Annotated in this window: 15 protein-coding genes and 1 tRNA gene; 4 read left to right on the forward strand and 12 right to left on the reverse strand. The window is 71.7% G+C overall.

Features of this window, described 5'->3' with window-relative positions; translation table 11 throughout:
- Window positions 1-280: 280 nt before the first annotated feature.
- Window positions 281-353 (reverse strand) — tRNA-Thr (locus EUC46_RS08635).
- A 468-nt stretch (window positions 354-821) separates the two neighbouring features.
- On the opposite strand from EUC46_RS08635, the gene EUC46_RS08640 reads away from it, so the two are divergent.
- Window positions 822-1,841, forward strand: a complete 1,020-nt coding sequence (locus tag EUC46_RS08640) for an asparaginase (RefSeq protein ID WP_128773769.1) — start codon at window positions 822-824, stop codon at window positions 1,839-1,841.
- 153 nt (window positions 1,842-1,994) lie between these two features.
- On the opposite strand, the gene EUC46_RS08645 is transcribed toward EUC46_RS08640, so the two are convergent.
- The 8 genes from EUC46_RS08645 to EUC46_RS08680 form a co-directional block, all read right to left on the reverse strand.
- Window positions 1,995-3,635, reverse strand: a complete 1,641-nt coding sequence (locus EUC46_RS08645; RefSeq protein ID WP_241655498.1) for an alpha/beta hydrolase — start codon at window positions 3,633-3,635, stop codon at window positions 1,995-1,997.
- 350 nt (window positions 3,636-3,985) lie between these two features.
- Complete coding sequence (locus tag EUC46_RS08650; RefSeq protein WP_128773770.1) at window positions 3,986-5,176, reverse strand: DNA polymerase III subunit delta'; 1,191 nt, start codon at window positions 5,174-5,176, stop codon at window positions 3,986-3,988.
- The gene (tmk, locus tag EUC46_RS08655) at window positions 5,173-5,931 is read right to left on the reverse strand and encodes a dTMP kinase (protein ID WP_128773771.1); all 759 of its coding nucleotides are present in this window, start codon (window positions 5,929-5,931) and stop codon (window positions 5,173-5,175) included. The genes EUC46_RS08650 and tmk overlap by 4 nt, the downstream gene beginning before the upstream one ends.
- Before the next feature lie 157 nt (window positions 5,932-6,088).
- Window positions 6,089-7,093, reverse strand: coding sequence for a sensor histidine kinase (locus tag EUC46_RS08660; RefSeq protein ID WP_421701586.1), 1,005 nt, complete (start codon window positions 7,091-7,093; stop codon window positions 6,089-6,091).
- Window positions 7,090-7,812 carry a response regulator transcription factor gene (locus EUC46_RS08665; protein WP_128773792.1) on the reverse strand — a complete coding sequence of 241 codons (723 nt, stop codon included), beginning with the start codon at window positions 7,810-7,812 and terminating at the stop codon, window positions 7,090-7,092. Before EUC46_RS08665 ends, EUC46_RS08660 begins: the two co-directional genes overlap by 4 nt.
- 35 nt (window positions 7,813-7,847) lie before the next feature.
- On the reverse strand, window positions 7,848-8,417 hold the full coding sequence (locus EUC46_RS13310) for a DUF3060 domain-containing protein (RefSeq protein ID WP_128773772.1): 570 nt from the start codon (window positions 8,415-8,417) through the stop codon (window positions 7,848-7,850).
- Window positions 8,418-8,758: 341 nt separating this feature from the next.
- Window positions 8,759-11,569: a type I DNA topoisomerase gene (gene topA / locus EUC46_RS08675; protein WP_128773773.1), complete on the reverse strand. Its 2,811-nt coding sequence runs from the start codon at window positions 11,567-11,569 to the stop codon at window positions 8,759-8,761.
- 346 nt (window positions 11,570-11,915) lie between these two features.
- Window positions 11,916-13,238, reverse strand: coding sequence for a PAS domain-containing protein (locus EUC46_RS08680; RefSeq protein ID WP_128773774.1), 1,323 nt, complete (start codon window positions 13,236-13,238; stop codon window positions 11,916-11,918).
- Window positions 13,239-13,518: 280 nt separating this feature from the next.
- Between EUC46_RS08680 and EUC46_RS08685 the strand changes: the two genes are divergently transcribed.
- From EUC46_RS08685 to EUC46_RS08695, 3 genes are all read left to right on the forward strand, one after another.
- Window positions 13,519-14,286, forward strand: a complete 768-nt coding sequence (locus EUC46_RS08685) for a response regulator transcription factor (protein WP_128773775.1) — start codon at window positions 13,519-13,521, stop codon at window positions 14,284-14,286.
- 180 nt (window positions 14,287-14,466) lie between these two features.
- Window positions 14,467-16,056, forward strand: a complete 1,590-nt coding sequence (locus EUC46_RS08690; RefSeq protein ID WP_128773776.1) for a sensor histidine kinase — start codon at window positions 14,467-14,469, stop codon at window positions 16,054-16,056.
- 89 nt (window positions 16,057-16,145) lie between these two features.
- Window positions 16,146-18,518, forward strand: coding sequence for a hypothetical protein (locus EUC46_RS08695; RefSeq protein WP_128773777.1), 2,373 nt, complete (start codon window positions 16,146-16,148; stop codon window positions 18,516-18,518).
- A gap of 72 nt (window positions 18,519-18,590) precedes the next feature.
- On the opposite strand, the gene EUC46_RS08700 is transcribed toward EUC46_RS08695, so the two are convergent.
- The 3 genes from EUC46_RS08700 to EUC46_RS08710 all read right to left on the reverse strand — a co-directional run bounded on the left by EUC46_RS08700 (window position 18,591) and on the right by EUC46_RS08710 (window position 23,319).
- A complete protein-coding gene (locus EUC46_RS08700; RefSeq protein WP_128773778.1) occupies window positions 18,591-19,409 on the reverse strand; it encodes a glycosyltransferase in 819 nt (272 codons plus the stop codon).
- A gap of 143 nt (window positions 19,410-19,552) precedes the next feature.
- Window positions 19,553-20,167: a recombination mediator RecR gene (gene recR, locus EUC46_RS08705; RefSeq protein ID WP_128773779.1), complete on the reverse strand. Its 615-nt coding sequence runs from the start codon at window positions 20,165-20,167 to the stop codon at window positions 19,553-19,555.
- Between the two features lie 2 nt (window positions 20,168-20,169).
- Window positions 20,170-23,319: a DNA polymerase III subunit gamma and tau gene (locus EUC46_RS08710; protein ID WP_128773780.1), complete on the reverse strand. Its 3,150-nt coding sequence runs from the start codon at window positions 23,317-23,319 to the stop codon at window positions 20,170-20,172.
- Between the last annotated feature and the right edge of the window lie 108 nt (window positions 23,320-23,427).

Below are 23,427 nucleotides of genomic sequence, written 5' to 3' on the forward strand. Positions count from 1 at the left end.
CTGAATCTACTCGATCGTCTTGGGCAATTCGTTAGCGCCGCCTGCGCCGGACACATCCGCCCAGAGGCGCTTCCAACTTCCTCACCACGATCGCGCTCGAACCGATCACCTTTGCCCCACGAGGGGCATCGAGCGCGCGCCGGGCGGCAAAGCAGCCCCACATCATCAGTTACGGCCCCATCCGCCCCGGCAACATGAGCCGCTTGACAGCAGTTGGATCGCGCAGCAAGTACAACCAAGCACAACAAGGCCCCAGAACCGAGGGTTCCGGGGCCATCGGAGCCACCTGTGGGAATCGAACCCACGACCTATTCATTACGAGTGAATCGCTCTGCCTACTGAGCTAAGGTGGCGCGCCTGGCGGCGGGGGCGACGTTACCGCTCGCGCCGCCATCAACGCAAACCTGCGCACACCGCCCTCGTCGTGGTTCTAACCACAATCGCCGAAAACTGGCGTTATGGCGCCGAATACGCCCCGTCCCCCGGCCCGGCCCCGGCCGCTGCGGGGCCCGCGGTCGAAGCCGCCCGCTCAGCTCGCCCCGCCCCTGACCGACCATTGACCGATCATTCCCGCCTCTTCCTGCCGCCCCATTCTCGATCCACCGCCCCGGGGAGTCGGCCCCCATCGACAATCTCATCACCGGGGCCGCCATCTTTATAGCCCGCCCGGCCCGCCGCAGTGAGTTTTCTGAGGCTATTCACAGCAACGGCGCATCTGCGACCACGGGGCGGGCGGCAACCCCTCCACGAGCAGCGGCGCCGCACGCAGTATTCTCGGGGGCGTCTGCGCACCGCCATTGATGAGAGCCAGGAGCACAACCATGCGCGTCCACATCATCTACACCGGCGGCACCATCGGTATGGTGGACTCCCCGCACGGGCTTGTGCCCGGAGCGGATCTGGAGGGGTGGCTCAACACCCTTTTACGCGCCCATGGATCTGACGGATCTGACCATGAGGTGACCATCAGCCGCCTGAACCCATTGATCGACTCCGCGAACGCAACCCCTGCTTCCTGGCAGGCGATTGTAGACGAACTGCGCCGTTACTCCATCCAGGATCCCGACAAGCCTTTCGTTGTTCTTCATGGCACTGACACCATGGCCTACACTTCAGCGGCCTTGTCTTACGCGCTTACCGACCTGCCGGTCCCCGTCGTGGTCACCGGCTCCCAGCTGCCGCTGGGAGCAGTGGGATCTGATGCCGCCGCGAACACCATGGGCGCCCTGCATGCGGCCACCAGCACCCGCGTGACCGGCGTAAGCCTGTTCTTCGGGCAGCGCCTCTTCGCGGGCGCCCGGGCCACCAAGACCAGTTCATGGGCCTTCGCGGGCTTCGACTCGCCCAATGCGCCGCCTTTGGCCATTGCCGGCGCCCCGTGGCAATGGAGCCCCCTCCCCGTCCAAGGGACCGGCTGGAGGGGCGCCCTGCCCTACCGATGCCACGACGTGGCCGTCATCGACCTGGTCCCCGGCCTCGGCGCGGCCCGGCTGGGGGCGGCGCTGAGGCCGCTGCCCGACGCCGTTGTGCTGCGGGCCTTCGGCGTGGGCACCGTGCCCGGCAACGATCCCGGCCTCATTGGGGTCCTGGCCGACGCCATCGGGTCGGGGGTCGCCGTCGTCGTCACCTCCCAGTGCCATCAGGCCGAGGTGGCGCTGGGCCGATACCAGGCGGGGGAGGCCCTTGCCCGCGCCGGCGGCGTCGGCAGCCGGGACATGACCCTGGAGGCGACTTACGCCAAGGTTCAGTTCCTGCTCGGTCAAGGGCTGCGCGGTGCGGAACTCGCCTCCTGGATCGGCCGCCCCATTGCCGGGGAGCTCACACCGACCGCCTCGACCTGAACCGTCCGCGCGCCCGCAGGGCCCCCGCGGGTCCCAGTCGTTTCCACGGTGCGCGGCGCCGAACCGTCCACGCCCGTGCACGGTTCCCGGCCCCGCGGTGGGGCCGGGAACCGTGCATGCGCCGGCTGGTCGCCGCGTATCCGCCGTCCCGCCCTACTGCGAGCCGACGCAGCGCAGCCCCTCCTGGGGCATCTCCCCCGTCAGCAGGTAGGTGTCCACGGCGCCGGTCACGCACTTCCCGGCACGGCCGTAGGCTGTGTGCCCCTCCCCCTCCCAGGTGAGGAGCTGGCCGGAGTCGAGTTGGGCGGCCAGGGCCTCCGACCAGGCGTAGGGGGTCGCCGGGTCCCCGGTGGTCCCCACGACCAGGATGGGGGCGGCACCGGAGGCGTGGATCTCCGTCCTCTCGCGAGTCGACTCATGGCCCCAGGCCTGGCAGTACAGGTCGCTGTAGGCGAACTCGGAGCCGAAAGTTGGGGAGATCTTCTCCAGCTCGTCGGCCTCCTGCTCCCATGAGGCGGCGTCGCCGGTGACCGGGTTGTCCAGGCAGTTGATTGCGCTAATCACCTCGTCACCGTTGCCCTCATAGGTGCCGTCCTCGCTGCGGGAGGCGAAGAAGTCGGCGATGAACAGCAGCGTTGAGCCGTCGTCCTCATTCATGGCCTGGTCGAGGCCCTGGGTGAGGTACGACCAGGACTCGGGCTGATAGAGAATGCCGAGCACGGCGCTGAAGGCCAGTGAGTGGGTCAAAGGCCGCTGCGGGTCAGAGGTGGATACCGGGTTGGTGCGGGTGGTCTCCAAGAAGTCCTGGATCTGCTTAATACCGGAGTCGACGTCGCCGGTCAGCGGGCACCCCCTCCCCGCCTGGCAGTCCTCGACGTAGGTGCGCAGACTGCTCTCGAAGGCCTCGGCCTGCCCCAGGGTCAGCTCCCCGGCGGACAGCGACGGGTCAACGGCGCCATCGAGGACCATGCGCCCAACATTGCCGGGGAAGAGGTCGGCGTAGGTCGCCCCCAGGTAGGTGCCGTAGGAGAAGCCCAGGTAGCTCAGGAGGTTGTCGCCGACCAGCGCCCGCATAATATCGAGGTCGCGAGCCGCCGAGATCGTGTCGATGTGATCGAGCAGCCCGGGCGTGGTGGTGCGCGACTGGCACTGGGCCTCCCGCTCCTGGGCGCCTTGAGCCACGTCGGCCTGGGCCTCGGCGGCGGTAGCATCCCCGGGGGCGGTTTCATTCTCGCCGGCCCGCTCGACGTCCAGCTCGGCGTCGGTCAGGCAGTCAACCGCGGTGGAAGAACCGACCCCGCGCGGATCGAAGCCAATGACATCGTAGGACTCCAGGAGCGCGTCGGAGAAGTAGCCCGGCGCGTTCTGCACCAGTTCCACGCCGGAGCCGCCCGGGCCGCCGGGGTTGATGAAGAGCGAGCCAATGGGGTTGCCATTGGACGCCGAGCGGCGCTTCAAAGCAATCTCAATGGTGGCCCCTTCGGGGTTGGAGTAATCCAGGGGCACCGAGATGCGGGCGCAGGAGGTGGAGCCGGGGCCGGTCTCCTTGGGGTCCTCGGTCATGCCGCCCTCTTTGGCGCAGGGGTACCAGTCAATGCTCTGTTCGTAGAAGGATTCCAGGCCCGCCGGCACAGGCGCGGGCGTACCGCTCAAAGGCACTGGCGAGGCGGACGGGGAGGGCTCGTTGTCGCAGGCGACAATGCCCGCGCAGGCCAGCAGGGCGGCTGCGCACGCCGCCAGGGACCGTTGCGCACGGCCCGAGCGGCGCCGAGGGATAACAGTTGAGGTACTCACATGGGCAGCCTACGAGGACGAACGTGCGCTCGCTCTCCTCCCTAGGGGGGAATTCTCCCCAGACGGGGCGGATCCAGCGCATTGTGGTCAAAAGCGGGGTTAGTGGAGGAGCGCTTTTCACCGCCGGCCCCGGGGCCCGGAAGAAGCATTGTGTTTTCCGCCGGCCCCCGACGATTCCCTCCGCGTCCTGAGGCGCGCGGACAATTGCGCTCCCCATTGCGCTCCCCTGCGCTCCGCCGCACTCCTCTCCGCCTCGGATACCGGGACCGCGCGCCCCGGGGGCCGCCGGACCGGGGGGCCGCCGGCCCGCCGCCCGACACGGGAGCTCATGCCGCCGCCCTGCGCCGGCCTCACGCCTGGGGGCGCAGGCTGACCATGAGCGCCTCGATGGCCAGCAGGGGGGAGGCGTTGGTGCGCAGCCGTGCGCGGCACTCCTCAATGGCGGCTATGCGCGCCAGCGACTTGTCCGCCCCCGTTGAACCGGCAACCTGGTCCACGGCCCGCCCCAGGTCGATATTGACGCGCTCAACCTGAGCCCCCATCTGGGTGACCAGTACGTCGCGGTAGAAGGAGAGCAGGTCGATCATCGCCCGGTCCAGCACGTCGGTGCGCGCCCGCCTGGCGCGCCGCTTCTGGTCCTCCTCGAGCTGGCGCACCTGGGCGCGCAATGCCGGCGGCACCCGTGCCTCCCCCTCCAGGCCCAGGGCCCGCAGCAGGTCGGCCTTCTCCCGGGCGTCGCGCTCCGCGGTGGCGTTCTTGGCCTCCGCCTCAGCGGCCTCCACCAGGTTGGCGGCGGCCAGGACCGCGTCTCCCACGCTGCGCAATGACACCGGGGCGAGCAGGAGGCGGCGACGGCGCTCCCAGGCGCCCGGGTCGGTGGCCAGGTGGCGGGCCAGGCCGATATGCGACTGACTGGCGCGCGCCGCCCGGGCGGCGAGTTCGGGGTCCGCCCCGTCACGGCGCACCAGCAGGTCGGCGACCGCCTCCGGGGGCGGGATGCGCAGAGTCACCAGGCGGCAGCGGGAGCGGATCGTGGGCAGGACGTCGTCGGCGCTGGGGGTGCACAGCAGCCAGACCGTCTGGGGCGGGGGCTCCTCAATGGATTTGAGCAGCACATTGGTGGTGCGCTCGGCCATGCGGTCGGCGTCCTCAATCAGGATGACCCGCCAGTGGCCGGTCCAGGGGCGGCGCTGCGCCTCCCCGATGAGGGTCTTGACCTCCTCCATGGTGATGAGGAGCTTCTCGGTGGTCAGGCGCACCATGTCGGGGTGGGCTCCGCCCATGACGTCCCGGCAGGGCTTGCACCGCCCGCAGCCGGGCGCCTCCCCGGTGCACTGGAGGGCGGCGGCGAAGGCGCGGGCGGCATTGGATCGCCCCGACCCGGGGGGGCCGGTGACCAGCCAGGCGTGGGTCATGGCCGAGGTTCCGCCGCCGGCCTCGGGCCCCTGGCGCTCGCGCACGGCGAGGCGGGCGGCTTGAGCGGCCGCCTCGAAGGTGCCGACCACCGCCTCCTGGCCGACGACGTCGTCCCACACGCTCATAGCCGCCCCCCATCCGGCAGGCGGGCCGCGATCCGGGCCGCGGCGCGCTCCAGGGGCGTGAGCGCCCCCCGGCCCCCCGCCTCCCGGTAGCGGGCGCTGCGGGCCTCAATCGCAGGGGGCAGGGCCCGAGCCACCTCGTCGGCCACCTGGTCCCGGTCCTGGTCGGCGTTGATGACCACGAAGCGCCGGGGCTCGGCGTCCGCCAGTAACAGGAATTGCTCGCGCAGAACCGTGTGGAAGGCGCCCGCCTCGCACTCCAGGCGGTCCTTGGCGCCGCGGTCGGCGGTGCGCCGGGCGGCAATGGAGGGGTCGGCGTCAAGCAGAATGGTCAGGTCCGGGAGCAGTCCGCCGGTGGCCCACAGGGAGAGGTCGCGCACCTCCCGGGTGCCCAGGGCGCGGGCGGCCCCCTGGTAGGCCACCGAGGAGTCCAGGTAGCGGTCGGTCAGGACGATGGCGCCGCGCACCAGGGCGGGGCGCACGCGGGTCTCGACGTGGTGGGCGCGGTCGGCGGCGTACAGGAGGGCCTCGGCGCGCGGGGAAACCTCTCCGCTGTGGAGAAGAAGGCGGCGGATCTCGCGGCCGAGCCCGGTGCCGCCGGGCTCACGGGTCACGAGGTGATCCGCGCCGGCCGCGTCGAGGAGTCCGGCGAGAACGGTGATCTGGGTGGTCTTGCCGACGCCGTCACCGCCCTCGAAGGAGATGAACAGCCCCGGGTGGGGGTGCGGGGCGGGCTGCGGCGCGGCGAGAGCGGTCACGCGCCCAGGGTAGCCGGGGCGGTGCCCGGCGACGGCCCCGCCGGCGGTGCCGACCAGCACGCCCCGGGCGCGGCCGGGGCGGTACCGGGCCGGGGACGCCTCTGGCGGGGCGCCCGCCCCAATGACCGGGGGCCCAGTGGCGCAGTGACGGGGCGGCTTACGGCCCGGCGACCGGCAGTGACAGCCACACGCGCGTGCCCACGCCCTCGCGCGACGTCATCCGCACACGGCCCCGGTGACGCTCAACAATGGTCGACACCAGTGCCAGCCCAAGCCCTGAGCCGGGCAGGGCGCGGGCATTGCCCGCCCGCGCCAACTCGCTCCACACCGCCGGCAAGTCCGCCTCGGGCACGCCAATGCCGGTGTCGGCGACCTCAATGGTGACCACGCCCGCCTCCTCCCGGCCCCGCACCTCGATCACCCCCGACGGCGGGGTGTACTTCACGGCATTGGAGACGACATTGCACAGGGCCGAGTAGAGCAGGTCGCCGTCACCGCGGACGGCGGGCAGGGGCCAGGGCACCTGGGGCAGATCCACCCGGATGGGAGGCGCGGCGCCGCGGGCGGCGCCGTCCTCCTGGACCGCGGCGACGGCGTCGCGCAGGGTCTCAGCCAGGTCGACCTCTTCCAAGGACAGGGGGGAGGTCTCCAGCTCGGCGAGCTTGCGCAGGTCGGTCAGCAGGCGGCTCATGCGGCGGGCCTGGGCGTCAACCACCTCCAGGGAGGAGGCCGCCTTCGCCCTGTCCTCGACGCGGGAGGCGTCGGCGACGGCGACCCGCACCGCAGTCAGCGGGTTCTTGAGCTCGTGGTCCAGGCGGCGCAGGAACTGGCGGTGCCGGGCGCGGGCCGACTCCTGCGCCCGGGCGGCGGCCCGCTGCTGGGCCGCGCCCCACCGGTGCCGCAGCAGGAGCACCGCTGCGGCCGCCCCCGCCCCCAAGCCCAGAACCTCACCAACCAGCAGGGGGACGCTCACGCTCATAGTCACCCTCAAGTCGCCCCACAGCAGGGCGCTCACGGCCACCATGGCGGCCAGGATCCCCAAGGCCACGGCCCACCGCCACCAGGACCACCGGGCTCGCCCCCGCCCCTCGGCGACAGTCCCCTCCCGGGGGGCGGGGCCCGACGTCGTCGGGGGCGCTCCCGTGGGGCCGGACCGGTTCACGGGTGAACCTCATGGCAGAAGCGGTAGCCCACGGAGGGCACTGTTTCAATGAAGGTGGGGGCGCTGGCGTCGTCGCCCAGCGCCCGGCGGATTTCGCGAATACGGTGGTCGACGGCGCGGGTGGAGGAGGAGAAGTCAATGCCCCACAGGGCCGATAGAAGGGTCTCGCGCGTGTGAAGTTCGCGGGGGTGGCTCATGAGGTAGTCCAGGAGGGCGACCGCCTTGGGGGTCAGGGACAGCCCCTTGCCCGCCAGCGCCACCCGGCGGGAGACCCTGTCGAGTTCCAGCGGTCCGGCGACCAGCCGGGCGGCGACGCTCAGCGGCGGCTCGGGCCCGCGAGTGCGGCGCAGGACGGCGCGGATGCGGGAGGCGAGCTCGGCGGGGTCGAAGGGCTTGGACAAGTAGTCGTCCGCGCCGTCGTCCAGGGCGGAGATGCGCTCGTATGTGGCGTCGAGTTGGGTGAGCAGAATGATGGGCGTCCAGGTTCCCCCGCCGCGCACCCGGCGCACCAGTTCACGGCCGTCCATGCGGGGCATGAGAACGTCGGAGACAATGATGTCCACCCGGTAGGAGGCCAGTAGGTCCAGGGCCTCCCTGCCGTCGCTGGCCAGCAGTACGCGATAGCCGCTGCGCTCCAGGTAGGGGCCCAGCGAGTCGCGGATCGGGGCCTCGTCGTCGACCAGGAGCACAACGGCGGCCGGGGCGCCGGCAGCCCCCATTGGGGTGCCGGCGCCCACTGCGGCGGTTGGTTCTCTCACTGCTGCTCAAGCTGCTGGGCGGTGTTGAAGGCGCCCTTGTCCTCCACCACCGGGCTGCCCTCCAGCCAGTAGACCTCAATGCTCGCCCCGGCGATCTCGATCTTCTGGGCGCTGCGCACGTAGACCACCGAGGAGGAGCCGCTGACCTTGAGGGTGTTGACGTCCTCGGCGGCGACGGTGACTCCCGCGCCGCGCACGTCAAGGGTCTCAACGTCGCCGACGACGCTGACCTCGGAGAGGGCGGACTCAATGGTGACATTGCCATCGGAGTCAGGGCTCAGGCGGCTGCCGTTGGACAGCACGCCGCGCCAGGTCGCATCGGTGATGTCGGTGGCCTCGACGGCGGGCTCGCCGGTTGCCGACCCGCTGCCCTCGGAGGCGGCGCCCCCAGTGGTGGCGCCCCCGGAGGCCTGGGCGCCACCATCGGCATCTGAGGCGGCCGCGCTCTGCGGCGCTTGGGGGCTGCCCGAGGAGGAGGCCGTGTCCGGGCCGGACAGGGAGACGGAGCAGCCGCTCAGGGCCAGCCCGAGGACGGCGGCGAGGGAGAGCAGGGAGGGGGTCTTCATGGTGGTTCCTTCCAAGGGGCTCGAAGAACTGGTCATCCGGTTCGATGCCTTTCGATGCCCTCAGCCTAGGTGAGCGGTTGCGCGGGGTTGTCGCGGGCATGTCGCAGTCCAGCGACACGCCCCAATACCGCCTCCCCCACGTCTTCTCCCGCCCCTCCCCTAGCTTTTCCCACCTTCCTCTACTTTTTCATGGTGTTGACCGGCCGTTTAAGGGCCGATCAACACCATGAAAAACACGGCTCAGGGGCGAACTCCGGGTGAGCCACGACACTTATCCACTCTTCCGGTGGATCACATCCACCATCGCCCGGGCGCCGGATGGACGGGGGTCAGAGCGCCGATTAGGATTTTTTGGCGGCCCGGGTCGTGCTCGCCTTCTTCGCCGTCGTCTTCTTCGCCGTGGTTTTGCCGGTGGTGCGTTTCTTAGCGGGGCCCTTGGCGCGCTTCTCAGCCAACAGTTCATAGGCGCGCTCGGGGGTGACGGTGGCCGGGTCATCGCCCCGGCGCAGGGTCACATTGGTTTGCCCGTCAGTGAAATAGGGGCCGAAGCGGCCGTCCTTAATGACCACCGGCCGCCCGGAGACCGGATCGGTGCCCAACTCGCGCAGGGGGCTGCGGGTGGACTGGCCGCGGCGGCGCTTGGGCTGGGAGAAGAGTTCCAGGGCCTGTTCCAGGGTGATGGTGAAGATCTGCTCCTCGGTCTCCAAGGAGCGCGAGTCGGTGCCCTTCTTCAGGTAGGGGCCGTAGCGGCCGTTCTGGGCGGTGATGTCGGTGCCGGACTCGGGGTCCTGGCCGACCACGCGCGGCAGGTTCAGCAGGTTCAGGGCCTGGTCCAGGGTGACGGTGGCCAGGTCCATTGACCTCAGCAGGCTGGCGGTGCGCGGCTTGGGGCCCTTCTTGGCGCCCCGGGTCCCCCGTTTGGCGGGCTTGGCCTTCTCCCCAGGTGCAGCGGTCTGCTCGGGCTCGGGCAGAACCTCGGTGACGTAGGGGCCGTAGCGGCCGTCCTTGGCGATAATCGTGTGCCCGGTGGAGGGGTCGGTGCCGAGTTCGCGCCCGTCGTCGGCGGCCCGCTCGAAGAGCTCCCGGGCTTTGGCCACTGTCAGTTCGTCCGGGGCCAGGTCGGCGGGAACATTGGCGCGCTTGCCCTCGGCGTCCTCCAGGTAGGGCCCGTAGCGGCCCACCCGCAGGGTCATGCCCTCACCGATCTCAATGGAGTTCACGGCCCGGGCGTCAATCTCACCAAGGCCCTCAACCATTTCCTTGAGCCCGTGCTCATCGGCCGCCACCGGCTCGTGTCCCTCGGGGTTGCGGGAGTCGCCGTAGTAGAAGCGGGTCAGCCAGGCCACCCGGTCCTCCTCGCCGGCGGCGATCCGGTCCAGGTCGCGCTCCATGGAGGCGGTGAAGTCGTAGTCGACCAGTTCGGAGAAGTTCTCCTCCAGCAGGCGGGTGACGGCGAAGGCCAGCCAGGTGGGCACCAGCGCCTGCCCACGATGGTCGACGTAGCCGCGGTCCGAGATGGTGGACATGATCGAGGCGTAGGTGGAGGGGCGGCCGATCTCCCGCTCCTCCAGGGCCTTGACCAGGGAGGCCTCGGTGTAGCGCGGCGGCGGCGTGGTCTCGTGGCCGGCCGCCTGGGCGCCCAGGGCGGCGAGTTCCTGGCCGGCGACCATGGCCGGCAGGCGCACGTCCTTGGAGTCCTTGGCGCCGCCCTCCTCGTAGCGTTCGGCGTCGCGCCCCTCCTCGTAGGCGGCCAAGAATCCGCGGAAGGTAATGACCGTGCCCGAGGCGCTCAGCCCGGCAGTGGTGAAGGTCGAACCGGCGTCCCGCGAGCCGCCGTGGGCGGGGACCAGGGGGACCTCGACGCGCACGGTGGCGGTCGAGCCGACGGCGTCGGCCATCTGGGAGGCGACCGTGCGCTTCCAGATGAGCTCGTAGAGGCGGAACTGGGAGCCGCTGAGCTCGGCGGAGACCTGGGCGGGGGTGCGGAAGTGGTCCCCGGCGGGGCGGATCGCCTCGTGGGCCTCCTGGGCGCCCTTGCCCTTGGTGGCGTAGACGCGGGGCCTGTTCGGCACGTACTCGGGCCCGTAGAGTTCACGGATCTGTGCGCGGGCGGCCGCCACGGCCTGGCTGGACAGGGCGGTGGAGTCGGTGCGCATGTAGGTGATGAGGCCGTTTTCGTACAGGCCCTGGGCCACGCGCATGGTCTCGCGCGGGTTCATGCGCAGCTTGCGGGACGCCTCCTGCTGGAGGGTGGAAGTGGTGAAGGGGGCGGCCGGGCGGCGCTTGTAGGGCTTGTCCTCGATTTCGGCCACGCGCGGGGTGCCGCGCTTCACCGCGTCGGCCACGGCCGTGGCGCCGCCCTCGTGAAGATGGATGGCGCCGGCCTTGACGGCGGCCGGGCGCAGTTGCCCGGAGTCGGAGAAGTCACGGCCGGTGGCCACGCGGCGCCCGTCAAGGGTGGTCAGTCTAGCGGTGAAGGAGGCCGCCTCGCGCTCGGGCAGGTCGACGGCGGACAGCACCGTTGACAGCTGGGCCTCGACCCCCCAATAGGAGGCGGAGGTGAAGGCCATGCGCTCGCGCTCGCGCTCGACCACCAGGCGCGTGGCCACGGACTGGACGCGCCCGGCGGACAGGCCGGCGCGGACCTTGCGCCACAGCACAGGGCTGACCTCGTAACCGACCAGGCGATCCAGGATGCGGCGGGTCTCCTGGGCATCGACCCGGTGGGTGTCGAGTTGGCGGGTGGAGGCCAGGGCGCGGGTGACGGCCTCGCGGGTGATCTCGGTGAAGGTCATGCGCTTGACCGGCACCGTGGGCTTGAGAACCTCCAGGAGGTGCCAGGCAATGGCCTCGCCCTCGCGGTCGTCGTCAGTGGCCAGGTAGAGCTCGTCGGCGCCCTTGAGGGCCTTGCGCAGCGCCGTGACGGTCTTCTTCTTGTCGGGGTTGACCACGTAGTAGGGCTGGAAGCCGTCCTCGACGTCGACGGCGAACTTGCCGTAGGGGCCCTTCTTCATGGCGGCCGGCAGTTCTGAGGGCTGGGGCAGGTCCCGGATGTGACCGATTGACGCCTCAACGTCGTACTCCGGGCCGAGGTAGCCGGCGATGGAGCGGACCTTATTGGGGGACTCCACAATGACGAGCTTGGTGGGCACGGGGACCTTCCTGGACCTTCGGGACGGCGGGGCGCCGCGCCGGCGGGGTGGCGCAGCATTCGATGTCGGCCCTCGGCGGGCCTGCGCCGACTGTAACGCATGGCCCTGCCGCCCTCGGGCGGGTTAGTCCTGGGAGCCGGCCCACAGAATTCCGGTTCACAGGCGAACGGACGGCGCGCCGGCGTCGGGCGCCAACGCCGGGGCCCCATTGCCCGCCGCAGCCCCGCAGCAGCGCGGACTCGCAGTGTCCTCAGCGGCCTTCAGTGGCCCTCACTGGCCTTCAGTGGCCCGCAGTGTTCTCGGTCCTCAGCGTTTCTCGGGGTTTCTCAGGGTTTCTCGGGGTTTCTCAGCGCAGCTGGTGCAGCGCGGTGCGGATGGTGCCCAGTTGGTGGGCGGCGAACCCGGCGTTATAGGGCAGGGTCAGCCCGCGGCACTCGGCCGCCAAGGCCGCCATGTCGCGCACTTCCGGAGTCCCGTCGTTGGCCAGGGTGGCCACTGGGGCCGCGTAGGCGCCGGCCCCCTGCTCGTCCACCAGGTCCGCCCACTGGCGGAGCCTGCGCACAATCCGGTCCAACTGGGGCACGACGGCGCCCAGTTGAGCGTCGAGTTCGTCCACACCGCGCTCGACCTCCACGCAAATGGGCTCGAGTTCGGCGAACCCGGACTCCAGCGCCTCGCACAGGTCGGTGATGGAGCCAACCGGGTCCTCCTCGCTGCCATCGAGGATGGAGCGCGAGAAGCGGCCGACCATGAGCGTCATGAGGCGCATGAGGGCCACGGAGAAGCGCAACTCCAGGACGGCGCCCTGAACCCGGGACATGGTCGCCGGCAAGGAGCGCAGGGCGGGCACGCACTCGGAGGACAACTCCATGACGCGACTGGCCAGGGACTGGGCCCGAGAGGACTCCCTGGCGCCGGGGTACTGGGAGACGGCGTTGGTGGCCATTTCAACGCGGTCGGCGACACCGAGCATGGAGTCGCGGGTGGCGGCCAGGGCGGTCAGAAGGCGCAGGTACTCGTCGAGTTCGAAGACCAGGAGGTTGGTCTCCCGCTCGATCTGGGCGGCCGCGTCCAGGATTTGGGCGACGGGCCCGTGCAGGCCGACGGCGGCGGGGACGCGCACGCCGGCGGTGACCAGCGCGCCGACCTCTTCGGGCAGCGCCACCCGGGTCAGGTCGTGCAGGGAGCCGAAGCCCAGGGCGCCCAGCTCGCCCAGCAGTTCGCGAGCGCCGTGCTCACCGATCTGGCGCCGGGAGCCGCCGCGGGCGGCGAGCTCGCGCTCCTTGCTGCGCACCCGCCGATAGATCTCCTCAACGGTTTCCCGGGTGGCGGTCTGAAGAGGTTTGATGCGCACTGACAGGTAGCCGTCGCGCAACGGGACGATGGTGGCGAAAACGCGATAATCCAGACCGTCCAGTGCCCGGTTGATAACATAAGCGCATACCGGGCGCCCCGCTTCCAGGTCATCCCACATGAGCCGGAAGACACCGGCGGGCATGTCAAGGTGCCGGATGATGTTGTGCGGTGCCCCGATCAGGCGTTCACGGGGATAACGCGACAGAGTCTCGAAGGTCCTGTTTGTGCGCCGAATTACACCCCTGGAATCCGTTGTTGAGAAGAAGATGTCATCGGGGTCGAAGAAGCGTTCGTATCCGACCTGAGACTCCATGCGGTCCCTCCCCGTATCCCGTTTACCCCGTTGCAGTTCGCCCCTGTGCGACCACAAAAACGAGGATACATCGCGCTGGGAGCCCCGACAAACCAAAACTTGGCACGGTACCGCGCACTTCTCGCCGGGGCGTGCAGACACACCGGTACTTCGCGTTGAGATCACCTCACCGCGCAATCCAGAAGGCCGAGAGAAAAGTGCTCGGTACCACATGTGACACACAGCATTGTCACAGAATCGCTGGAGGTGAATCACAGGAGCTGTGTGTTCAATGTCGCCTATGAATACTGTGCCCGAGCCCCTCACCCGCCCCGACGGTTCTCCTGTCCGCGTCCTGGTGGTCGACGACGAGGAGATGCTCGCCGACCTTCTGGCCTCCGCCCTGCGCTATGAGGGCTGGGAGGTGACAACGGCGGGCACCGGGATCGCCGCGGTGCGCGCCGCCCAGGAGATTGGTCCTGACGTTATTGTCCTGGACGTCATGTTGCCCGACTTCGATGGCTTGGAGGTCATGCGCCGTATCCACGGTCACACCCCCGGCGTCCCCGTTCTATTTCTCACCGCCAAGGACTCGGTGGAGGACCGGGTGGCCGGGCTGACCGCCGGCGGGGATGACTACGTCACCAAGCCCTTCTCCCTGGAGGAGGTTGTGGCCCGCCTGCGCGCCCTGCTGCGGCGCTCGGGGGCCAACGCGGAGAAGCCCTCGAATCTGCTGGAGGTGGGCGACCTGCGCCTCGACGAGGACTCCCACGAGGTGTGGCGCGGCCAGGACGAGATCCACCTGACCGCCACCGAGTTCGAACTGCTGCGCTACCTCATGCGCAATCCGCGCCGAGTCCTATCCAAGCCGCAGATCCTGGACCGGGTGTGGAACTACGACTTCGGCGGGCAGGCCAACATTGTTGAGCTCTACATCTCCTACCTGCGTCGCAAGATCGACAGGGGCCGCGCACCCATGATCCACACCATGCGCGGAGTGGGCTACGTGCTCAAGCCCGCGGAGACGCCCCGGGCCGTGGCCGACGCCGCGGGCGCCGCAGGCGCGTAGGGCCCGGCGGTGAGACTCTTCCCTCCACGACCGGGCCGCAAGGACAGCGAGCACAGCAAAGACTGCAAGGACAGCAAGGACAGCGAGCACAACAAAGGCTGCGAGGACAGCGAGGGCACTGCCCCTCAGCGATCGCCGCGCAGTCTGCGCGCGCGCCTGGCCGCTGGAACCTTGGGGATCATGCTGGTCGTAGCCGCCCTCATGGGGGCCGTCTCCACGCTCACGCTGCGCCACACCCTCATGGACCGCCTCGACGATCAGCTCATTGCCGCCTCCGAGCGCGCCGCTAATCGTCGTCACGGCGGGGCCCACGACGGCAAGACGCCCCAGTCCAGCTGCTCGTCCCCGACGTCGACGCCCCCAGCGCATCAAGACGATGCGGGCAATGCGGGCGATGCGGACAATGCGGACGGTGGTGATGGCGAGCCTCGCCTGCCTCCCGGACTGGACGCCGCGGGACAGCCGACGGGGACGCTGAGCGTGATCGTCTCGGGCAAGACCGACTCCGAGCCGGCGGTGCGCGCCGGCTACATTGACGAGCAGGGGTCCTACCAGACTCTGGCCGCCACCGACTACCAGGACTTGCTCGCCCTGCCCACCGGTCAGGGCCCCACCACTGTGCGCATCGGCGGCCTGGGGGACTACCGGGTTCTGGCCATCCATGACAATGACAGCGGCGACCTGGTCATTACGGGGCTGTCCATGAAAGCGGACAACGCCCTGGTGCGCACCCAGCTCCTCATTGAGGGATTCATCGCCTTGGGTGGGGCGGTGGTGGCGGCGCTGGCCGGGCGGGCCATGGTCCGCTCCTCCCTGGCGCCGCTGGAGCGCGTGGCCGCCACCGCCAAGCATGTGGCCTCCCAGCCCCTGGAGCGCGGAGAGGTGAGCATTAACGAGCGCGTCACCGAGGCCGACCTGGCCTCCTCCCAGGAGGTGGGGCAGGTCGGCGGTGCCCTCAATACGCTGCTCAATCATGTGGACGCCGCCCTGGCGGTGCGCCACCGCTCTGAGACGCAGGTGCGCCAGTTCGTGGCCGACGCCTCCCACGAGCTGCGCACGCCCCTGGCCTCCATCCGCGGCTACACCGAGCTCATTGCCCGCGAGGGGGCCGACGCCGACCTGCCCGAGCGCGCCACTCACGCCCTGGGGCGGGTCCACTCCGAGTCGGTGCGCATGACCGCACTGGTGGAGGATCTGCTGCTCCTGGCGCGCCTGGACGCGGGCCGCGAACTGCGCCGCGAGGAGGTGGACCTGGTGGGGCTCCTAGTCGACACCGTCGCCGACGCGAGGGCCGCCGGCCCCGACCACGAGTGGGCCCTGGAGCTCACCGCCCTGGAGCCGCCCGCGGGCCCGGCCGGGGAATTGAGCGAGGTTGAGGACTTCGAGCCCGAACCGCCCCTGGTCATGGGCGACGAGGCGCGCCTGCGGCAGGTGCTGGTCAACCTGCTGGCCAATGCCCGGGTTCACACGCCTGCCGGCAGCCGGGTGACAACCACTCTCAAGCGCTCGGGGGCCACCCTGGTCATTACCGTGGCCGACGACGGGCCGGGCATTGACCCGCAGGTGCGCGAACGCCTCTTCGAGCGCTTCGCGCGCGGCGATTCCTCGCGCGGCCGCCGCACCGGCTCCACGGGCCTGGGCATGTCGATAGCACTGGCGATCGTCCGCTCCCACGGCGGGACGCTGACGGTGGACTCGCGTCAGGGGCGGGCCGATGGCGAGCACGGCACCACCTTCACGGTGACCCTGCCGGCGGCGGACGTGAACTGAGACAGGCCCAAGGGCTCGCCGGCGCCCGGGGAATGGCCCACTCCTGCCGCCGTCGGCAGGTCTGTGAGCGCCCCGCGTAGGCTGAACCAATGAGCCATTCCCCCCGGCGGCGCCGTCGTCGAGCCCTTCTGCGGGCCGTGGTCGGTGCTCTCGTGCTGCTTACCGTCCTGGGAATGGTGCTGGCCATGGCCGGGACCGCATTGGCCGGCCCCGGCACACCCACCGGCCCCGGGACGCCGCCGGCCTCCCCTAAGGCGGCCCGGACCGCCGACCCCGGCCGGGCGCCGGAGGCTGAGCGCGCTCCCGTGGTGGTGCTCGCCACCCACAATGTCACCTGGGCCGATATTGAGGCCCTGGCCACGGGCGAGGCCGGCCCGGAGGCGGCCCGGGCCGCAGTCGTCATTGCGTCCTCCGCCGCCGTCAACGAGCCGGTCAATCTGGTGGTCCGTACCGTGGGTGAGGGCACCTGCCCGGCTGACGGCTGGCTCACCTTGGGGGATGGGAGCCGCCTGCGCGCCGCCGAGCGCACTAAGGAGGGCGCCTGCACCTGGCCGGCCGACATTGATCAGGCTCCTACTGGCACCCTGACGGGGATCCTGAGGCGCGTGGACGTCCCGGTGCTCGCAGTGGGCCCGGGAGCCGAGTTGGCCCTGACGGTCAAGGACACCGCTGGAACCCCGCCCGTGGTGCCGCAGACCGCCGCTTCGCTGACAGAGGCGCTGGCGACTCTGAGCGGCCCGACGCTCCTGGTCGCTGACACCGACCCAGCCGCCGACCAGTCGCCCACCGAGGACGCCGAGCGGGTAACCGCCCTGGCGGCGGCATTGACGGACACCTTGGCGCAGGCGCCCGCCGGGACCCGGGTCCTCCTGCTCTCCCTGGCCGACGACCAGGATCCCGGCCCGCAGATGGCGGTGCTTCCCGCCGGCACCATGAGCCCTCAGGGCAGCAGCGGCGGGCTCGTCGTCGGCTCCTCCACGCATCGGGCGGGCCTCATCCAGCTCCCGGACCTGGCGCCGACCCTCCTGGATGCGCTGACGGGGCTGGAAAGCGCCGCCTTCACCTCCCAGGCGCTGGCCCTGCCGGCAGTGGCCACGGCTACTCCGCCGGGTGCTGGGCCGGGCCCAACGCCCGGTACAGGGACCGGCGCGGATCCGATGAACGGGAGGCCGGCCCGGCTGGCCGACGACGCCCTCCACGCCCGCGCCTCCCGGCTCATCACGGTGCCCACCGGCGTCGCGCTCACCATTGCGGCCCTCGTGGTGCTGGTGACTGCCGGAGTCGTCCTGCGCTCAGGCGACCGGGCCCCGGCCGCCGCCGGTGGTGTTCACCGGGCGGCCCTGCTCGTGGTCGCCCTGCCGCTGGGGGTCATGCTGGCCAACGTCTTCCCCTGGTGGCGGGTGGGGGCCGGCGGGGACCGGCCCTCTTGGTGGGTGTTGGCCACGGCGCTGGGCCTGGGCACGGTGCTGGCGGTGCTCCTGGCCACTGCGGCCTGGGCTCTGTGGGCGGTGCTGTCGCGCCGGCGCCCCGGCCGGGGGGCCTCCCCCACGGCGGACACGGGGCCGGTCCAGGGCGCCGCACCGACTGCGGGCGCCCCACTGGCGGCGGGCCCGGTGCTCCCGCTGGCGATACTCACCTGCGCCGTCATCCTCCTCGATGGGGCCACCGGAGCCCATCTGGCCTTCAACGGGCCGCTGGGTATGAACGCCGTGGTCGCTGGACGCTTCTACGGCATGTCCAACACGGCTTTCGCCCTCGCCGCGGGTGCCCTGCTGGTGGCGGTCGGCGCCCTGGTGGGGCCGACGGCGCGGGCGCTCACGCGCCCGCGCAATAGGCGGCTGGCGGTGGTGGCCCTGGTGGGGGCCGTGGGCGCCGTGGCGGTGGTCCTCGACGGCGCCCCCCGGCTGGGTGCCGACATTGGCGGGGTCCTGGCACTGGTGCCCGCCCTAGTCGCGCTGGGCGCCGGCCTGGCGGAGGTGCGCATGACCTGGTGGCGCTGGCTGGTGGCGGGGGCGGGAGCCGTCATGGCCGTCAGCACCTTCGCCCTGGTGGACCTGATGACGCGCACCGGGCCCACGACCCACCTGAGCCGCTTCGCCACCGAGGTGCTTTCCGGACAGGCGGGCCGCACCGTGGCGCGCAAGGCCTGGGCGCTGGTGGCCCCCTTCACCTCCAATCCGCTCGCCCTGGTGGCACTGGGGGCCGGGGTGCTGACGATCGCCGGGGCCGGGTGGTGGCTGCGCCTGCAACTGCGGTCCTGGCGGGCGGGGACCAGCGCCTACCGGTGGCTGGCGGGATGCCCGGCCGCACCGTGGCTGGGGCCGGTGACCCGGGCACTGGGGGTGCTTGTCGTCGTCGAGGTGCTCCTCAATGATTCGGGGGCCGCCATGGCGGTTTTCACGGTGGTCGTGGCATTGCCGGCCCTACTGGCCTGGGTGACGGCGCAGGCGGTACGGCGCTGAGGGCGGGCGGTGCGGCCGGCCCAGGGGCCGGTACCGCCGTCATCCGCGGCCGGCTCTCGCCGTCGGCCTCCTCTACCTCCTCGCAGTGCCGATCTTGTCGGGGTCCCAGGCCCGGTAGGTGTGGAAGGGCCGCTGGTTGCGCGCGGCCTCCTCGTAGAGGCGTGAGGGGACGCGGCGACGGCGCAGGCGGCGCACAGCGATGGTTCTCAGCACGTCCCGGAACTGGCCGGCGCGGTGGAGCCGGCCGGCCCTGTCATTGCCGGTGACCCGGTGGGTAATGTCGCAGGGGACCTCGATAACCGTCTTGCCGGCCACGAGCACGTCTATGCTCAAGCCCACTTCCACGCCCCAGCCCTCGGCCAGGGGCTCGGCCGCCTCGTAGGCCTCCCGGGTAATGCAGCGCTGGCCCGACAGGGGGGCGACCGGGGACCAGCCGGTGGCTGAGGCGATGGCGGCACGAGCGGTGCGCACGACGCGGCCGCGCCCGCCGGCCCCGACCGGCCTGGGGGGCACGGCGATGGCCATATCGGCGACGCCGTCGACCACCGGCGGCACCAGATCGGAGCAGGCGGCGGCGGTGTCACCCAGGTCGGCGTCGATGAAGAGCAGGAGGCGGGCGGGGCCATCAATGTAGTCGCGCATGGCCACGACGCTGGCCCCGGTTTCCATGGCGGAGGCCTTGCCGCGGCTCACGGAGTGGCGGACGGTCACTGCGCCCGCCGCGCGGGCGTGGTGCTGCGTGCCGTCGGTGGAGCCGTCGTCCACGACGACGACGAGGTCGACGCGGGGAATCGCCCTGCATGCGCGAATGGTGGCGGCAACTCGTGCCGCTTCGTCCTTGGCGGGGATGACAACAGCAACCCTCTGGTCAGGGCGGTCGGACGGACTCACCCCACCAGGGTAGCCACCACAGGGCGCTCCAGGCGGAGCGGCGCGTCCCTGAGGTGGCGGATATGGGTGCTTTCCTCGTCACGTCCCAAACGGCGGGCGGATTCGGCTCAGTAAGAGAACAAGGGGCGTTCCCGCCAACTGCCTTAGGTGGCGTCGTCGACGCGGCGGCGCCCCTCGAAGGCCCGTCCCAGGGTGACCTCGTCAGCGTACTCCAGATCCGAGCCCACCGGCAGTCCGGAGGCCAGGCGCGAGACGGGCACGGCCATGGTGCGCAGCATGCGGGTGAGGTAGGCGGCGGTGGCCTCCCCCACGACGTCGGGGTCCGTGGCCAGGATGACTTCCTCGACATCCCCGCCTCCGAGGCGGGCGAAGAGTTCGCGCACGCGCAGGTCGTCGGGGCCCACCCCATTAATGGGGTCGATGGCCCCGCCGAGCACGTGGTAGAGGCCCCGGTACTCGCGGGTGCGCTCTATAGCGACAACGTCTTTGGGCTCCTCGACCACGCAGATGACCCGCCGGTCGCGGCGCGGGTCGCGGCAAATGGCGCACTGGGCTGATTCGGCGACGTTCCCGCAGGTCTCGCAGAAGCGCACGCGCGCCTTGACCGCCTGGAGGGCCTGGACCAGCCGGTCCACGGAGCCGGCGTCCGCCGCCAGGATGTGGAAGGCGAGGCGCTGAGCGGACTTGGGGCCTATACCGGGCAGCTCGCCCAGTTCGTCAATGAGGTCCTGGACGGCGCCCTCGTAGATGGCGGGCACGCTCAGTGTCCTTCCTGGGTCACAGTGATCTCCTCCAAGACGGTGGCGCCCAGGATTCGCTTGACGACTTCCAGGCCCACGACACCGGCCTCCTCAGCGTCCTCGTCGTCCTCACTGGGCAGGTCCTCCTCCAAGGGGGCGACGGCGCTGCGGGGGTTTGCGGCCGGGCGGCCCTGGCCGCGGGCCGCAGCCCGAGCGGCCTCCATGGCGGCGGCGACCCGATCGCCGGCAGCACCCGTGGGGGCCCAGGTCTCCTCGGGCCCGTCAGGGTCGCCGGGCTCCTCGGGCACCGGGACGCCGTCGGAGAAGGCGGTCACCTCGCCTGGCGCGCCCGGCGCCGTCCCCTCCCAGCTGACTGGGGCCAGGCCCCGGGGGCCGGTCCCCCCCTCCCGGCTCTCAACGCCCGGGGTACCGGGAAGCGGGGGCAGGGGGCGGATGCGGTGGACGGTGGCCAGGGACGGGCTCGTGGCCGAGGTCCCCTGGGCCGGGGCGGGACGGGGCGCGGGTGCGGGCCCCTGGGGCCCTTCGGGCGGGGATGCGGAACGGTCCGCCATTGCGGAGTGGGCCGCTGCGGGCCGGCCCCGCCTTGCGGGGGAGCGGGTCTCATCCTGGCCGACGCCGGGCGGGGGGATGGGGACGGACAGGGGGCTTGGCGCCGAAGCGGGGTGGGATCCTGGCGCCGAGGCGGAGTGGGGGCTCGGCGCCGGCGCCGAGTGTGGGCTCGGCGCGGAGGGGCCGGAATACGCCTGGCCCCGCCCCGGGCCCGCCTGTCCGTGGGGGCCCGCCGGGGCGCTGCCCGGGTCCCGCGACGCCCGACCGCCCGCATTAGGGCTGCCCGCATTAGGGCTGCCCGCACTAGGGGCCGGCCGCGTGACCCCGCCCCAGGGGTCAGCCGGCTGCGGGTCAGGCGCTGAGGGGTCGGGCGCTGAGGATGTGGGGCCCCTTCGCCCTGAGCCTGGAACCGCGACCTCTCCCCAGCCGTCGTCGTCCACGGCCGGGGCTCCCATTGGCCCTCGGGCCGGACCCGGGGCCGGCCGGTCCGAGGCCGGTTGGCTCGGGGCCGGTTGATCCGGGGTCGGCCGGTCCGGGGCCGGTTGGTCCGGGGCCAATCCCTTGGCCTCCGGCCGTCTGGACGCATCGCCCCTGGCGCCACTGCGCCCGCCAGGCCCACCGCCGCTGTGGCCACCGGGGCGGCCCGGGGCGCCGGGGCGGCCGGGGGCGCCGGTCATTGCTCCCCCGGGCTCGCCGCCTCCAGGACCGTCGCCGCCGGTGAGGATGGCGTGGACTTCGAGTTGGAGTCCAAGCGCCTGGTGGATGGCGGCGGCCAGGATTGGGCCGTGCCCGCCGTTCTCAAAGGCGCCGACCAGCCCCGGGGAGGTGAAGAGCACCTGGAAGACCCCATTGGCAATGGCCCCGGGCTGGGAGTTGGGGCCCACCAGCGCCCAGGTGGCGCGGCGTGAGCGCTTGGCGGCGTCCAGGACCTCCTCCCAGCGAGCCCGGATCATCTCGGCGTCGGCGGCGCCCGCGCTGGAGTGGACGTCCGGCTGCTGCCCGGCCGCGCCCGGCTGGGCGGCTGCGGCGCCGTCGGGCTCATGGGGGCGTCGAGACTCGTTACGGGGCCGCACGTGGGTCGCGGCGGTGTCCCCGCCCGCCTGACCGGGACCGGGGCCGCCGGAGGGTGCTGGCGCGGGCTCCCCGCGCACCGCACCATCGGGGGCCTGGGCATTGGCGGCCGGGGCCCCCGGAGCAGGTGATGCGGGAGCGTCACCGGCGGGCCCGGCCCCTGCCCCCCGCGCCCCGGGCGCGGCCGGGGCCCGGCCGGCCGAACCCGTCTGAGCCGTTGGAGCCTGCTGGGCCGTCGCTTGATCCATCGCTTGATCCGCCGCCGCCCCCGCTGGGGCGCCACGGCGGGCGATCTCAGCGGCCCTGGCGCGCCCCGAGCCCGGCCCGCCGCCGGCCGGGCGCGCCCCGGGGGCCGCCGGCGCCCCCCAGTCCCCGCTGTCGCCGGCCGCAGGGGCACCGGGCGCGGGCGCCAGCCCCCCGGCGCCCGGCGCAGAGGGCACCAGCAGGCGGGCCATGAGCAGCTCAAGCTGAAGACGCGGGGAGGTGGCACCAACCATCTGGGACAGGGCTTGGGCCGTCATGTCCGCGCTGCGGGACAGCCCCGGGGCGCCGATGGTGCGCGCTTGGACCTCCATGCGCTTCAGCTCGTCAACGGGCCGGGACCCCAGGGCCGGGCCGGCCTCGGAGCCGGCCAGGGAGATCACCAGCAGGTCCCGCAGACGCGCCAGGAGGTCCTCGACAAAGCGGCGCGGGTCGTGCCCGGAGGACACCACCCGGTCCACCACCCGGAAGACGCCGGCACCATCGGCGGCGGCAATCGCATCCACGCAGGAGTCCAAGAGGGTGGTGTCGGTGTAGCCCAGAAGCGCCACGGCGCGCTGGTAGTCGACCTCGCCGTCAACGGCCCCGCCGATGAGCTGGTCCATGACCGAGAGAGTGTCGCGCACCGAGCCCCCGCCGGCGCGGACCACCAGGGGGAAGACCCCGGCCCCCACCTGAACGCCCTCGGCGCCGCACAGGTGCCCCAAGTAACCCTCCAGGACGTCGGGAGGGACCAGGCGGAAGGGGTAGTGGTGGGTGCGCGAGCGGATGGTGCCAATGACCTTCTCCGGCTCGGTCGTGGCGAAGACGAACTTCACGTGAGCCGGGGGCTCCTCGACCAGCTTGAGCAGGGCGTTGAAGCCCTGCGGGGTGACCATGTGGGCCTCGTCCAGGATGAAGATCTTGTAGCGGTCCCGTGCCGGGGCGAAGGCGGCGCGCTCACGCAGGTCCCGGGCGTCGTCGACGCCGTTGTGGGACGCGGCGTCGATCTCGACGACGTCCAGGCTCCCCGGCCCACCGGTGGCCAGGTCCCGGCAGGAGGGGCAGACCCCGCAGGGGGTGTCGGTGGGGAAGCGCTCGCAGTTGAGGCAGCGGGCCAGGATGCGCGCCGAGGTGGTCTTGCCGCAGCCGCGGGGGCCGGAGAAGAGGTAGGCGTGGGTGACACGGTCGCCGCGCAGCGCCGCCATGAGCGGCGCGGTCACATGCTCCTGCCCAATGACCTCCTGAAAGGTGTCGGGGCGGTGGCGGCGGTACAGCGCAGTGGTCACGGTCCGACTCTAAACGGGGCCGCCAACTCATGGCGACGCCCAGCGCACCGCCCGCGACCCGCCCGACCCCGTCTGGAGGAGGCACGGGGCGGGACGGTCACGATTCAG

Source organism: Actinomyces oricola, from assembly GCF_004104015.1.
Lineage (GTDB): Bacteria > Actinomycetota > Actinomycetes > Actinomycetales > Actinomycetaceae > Actinomyces > Actinomyces oricola.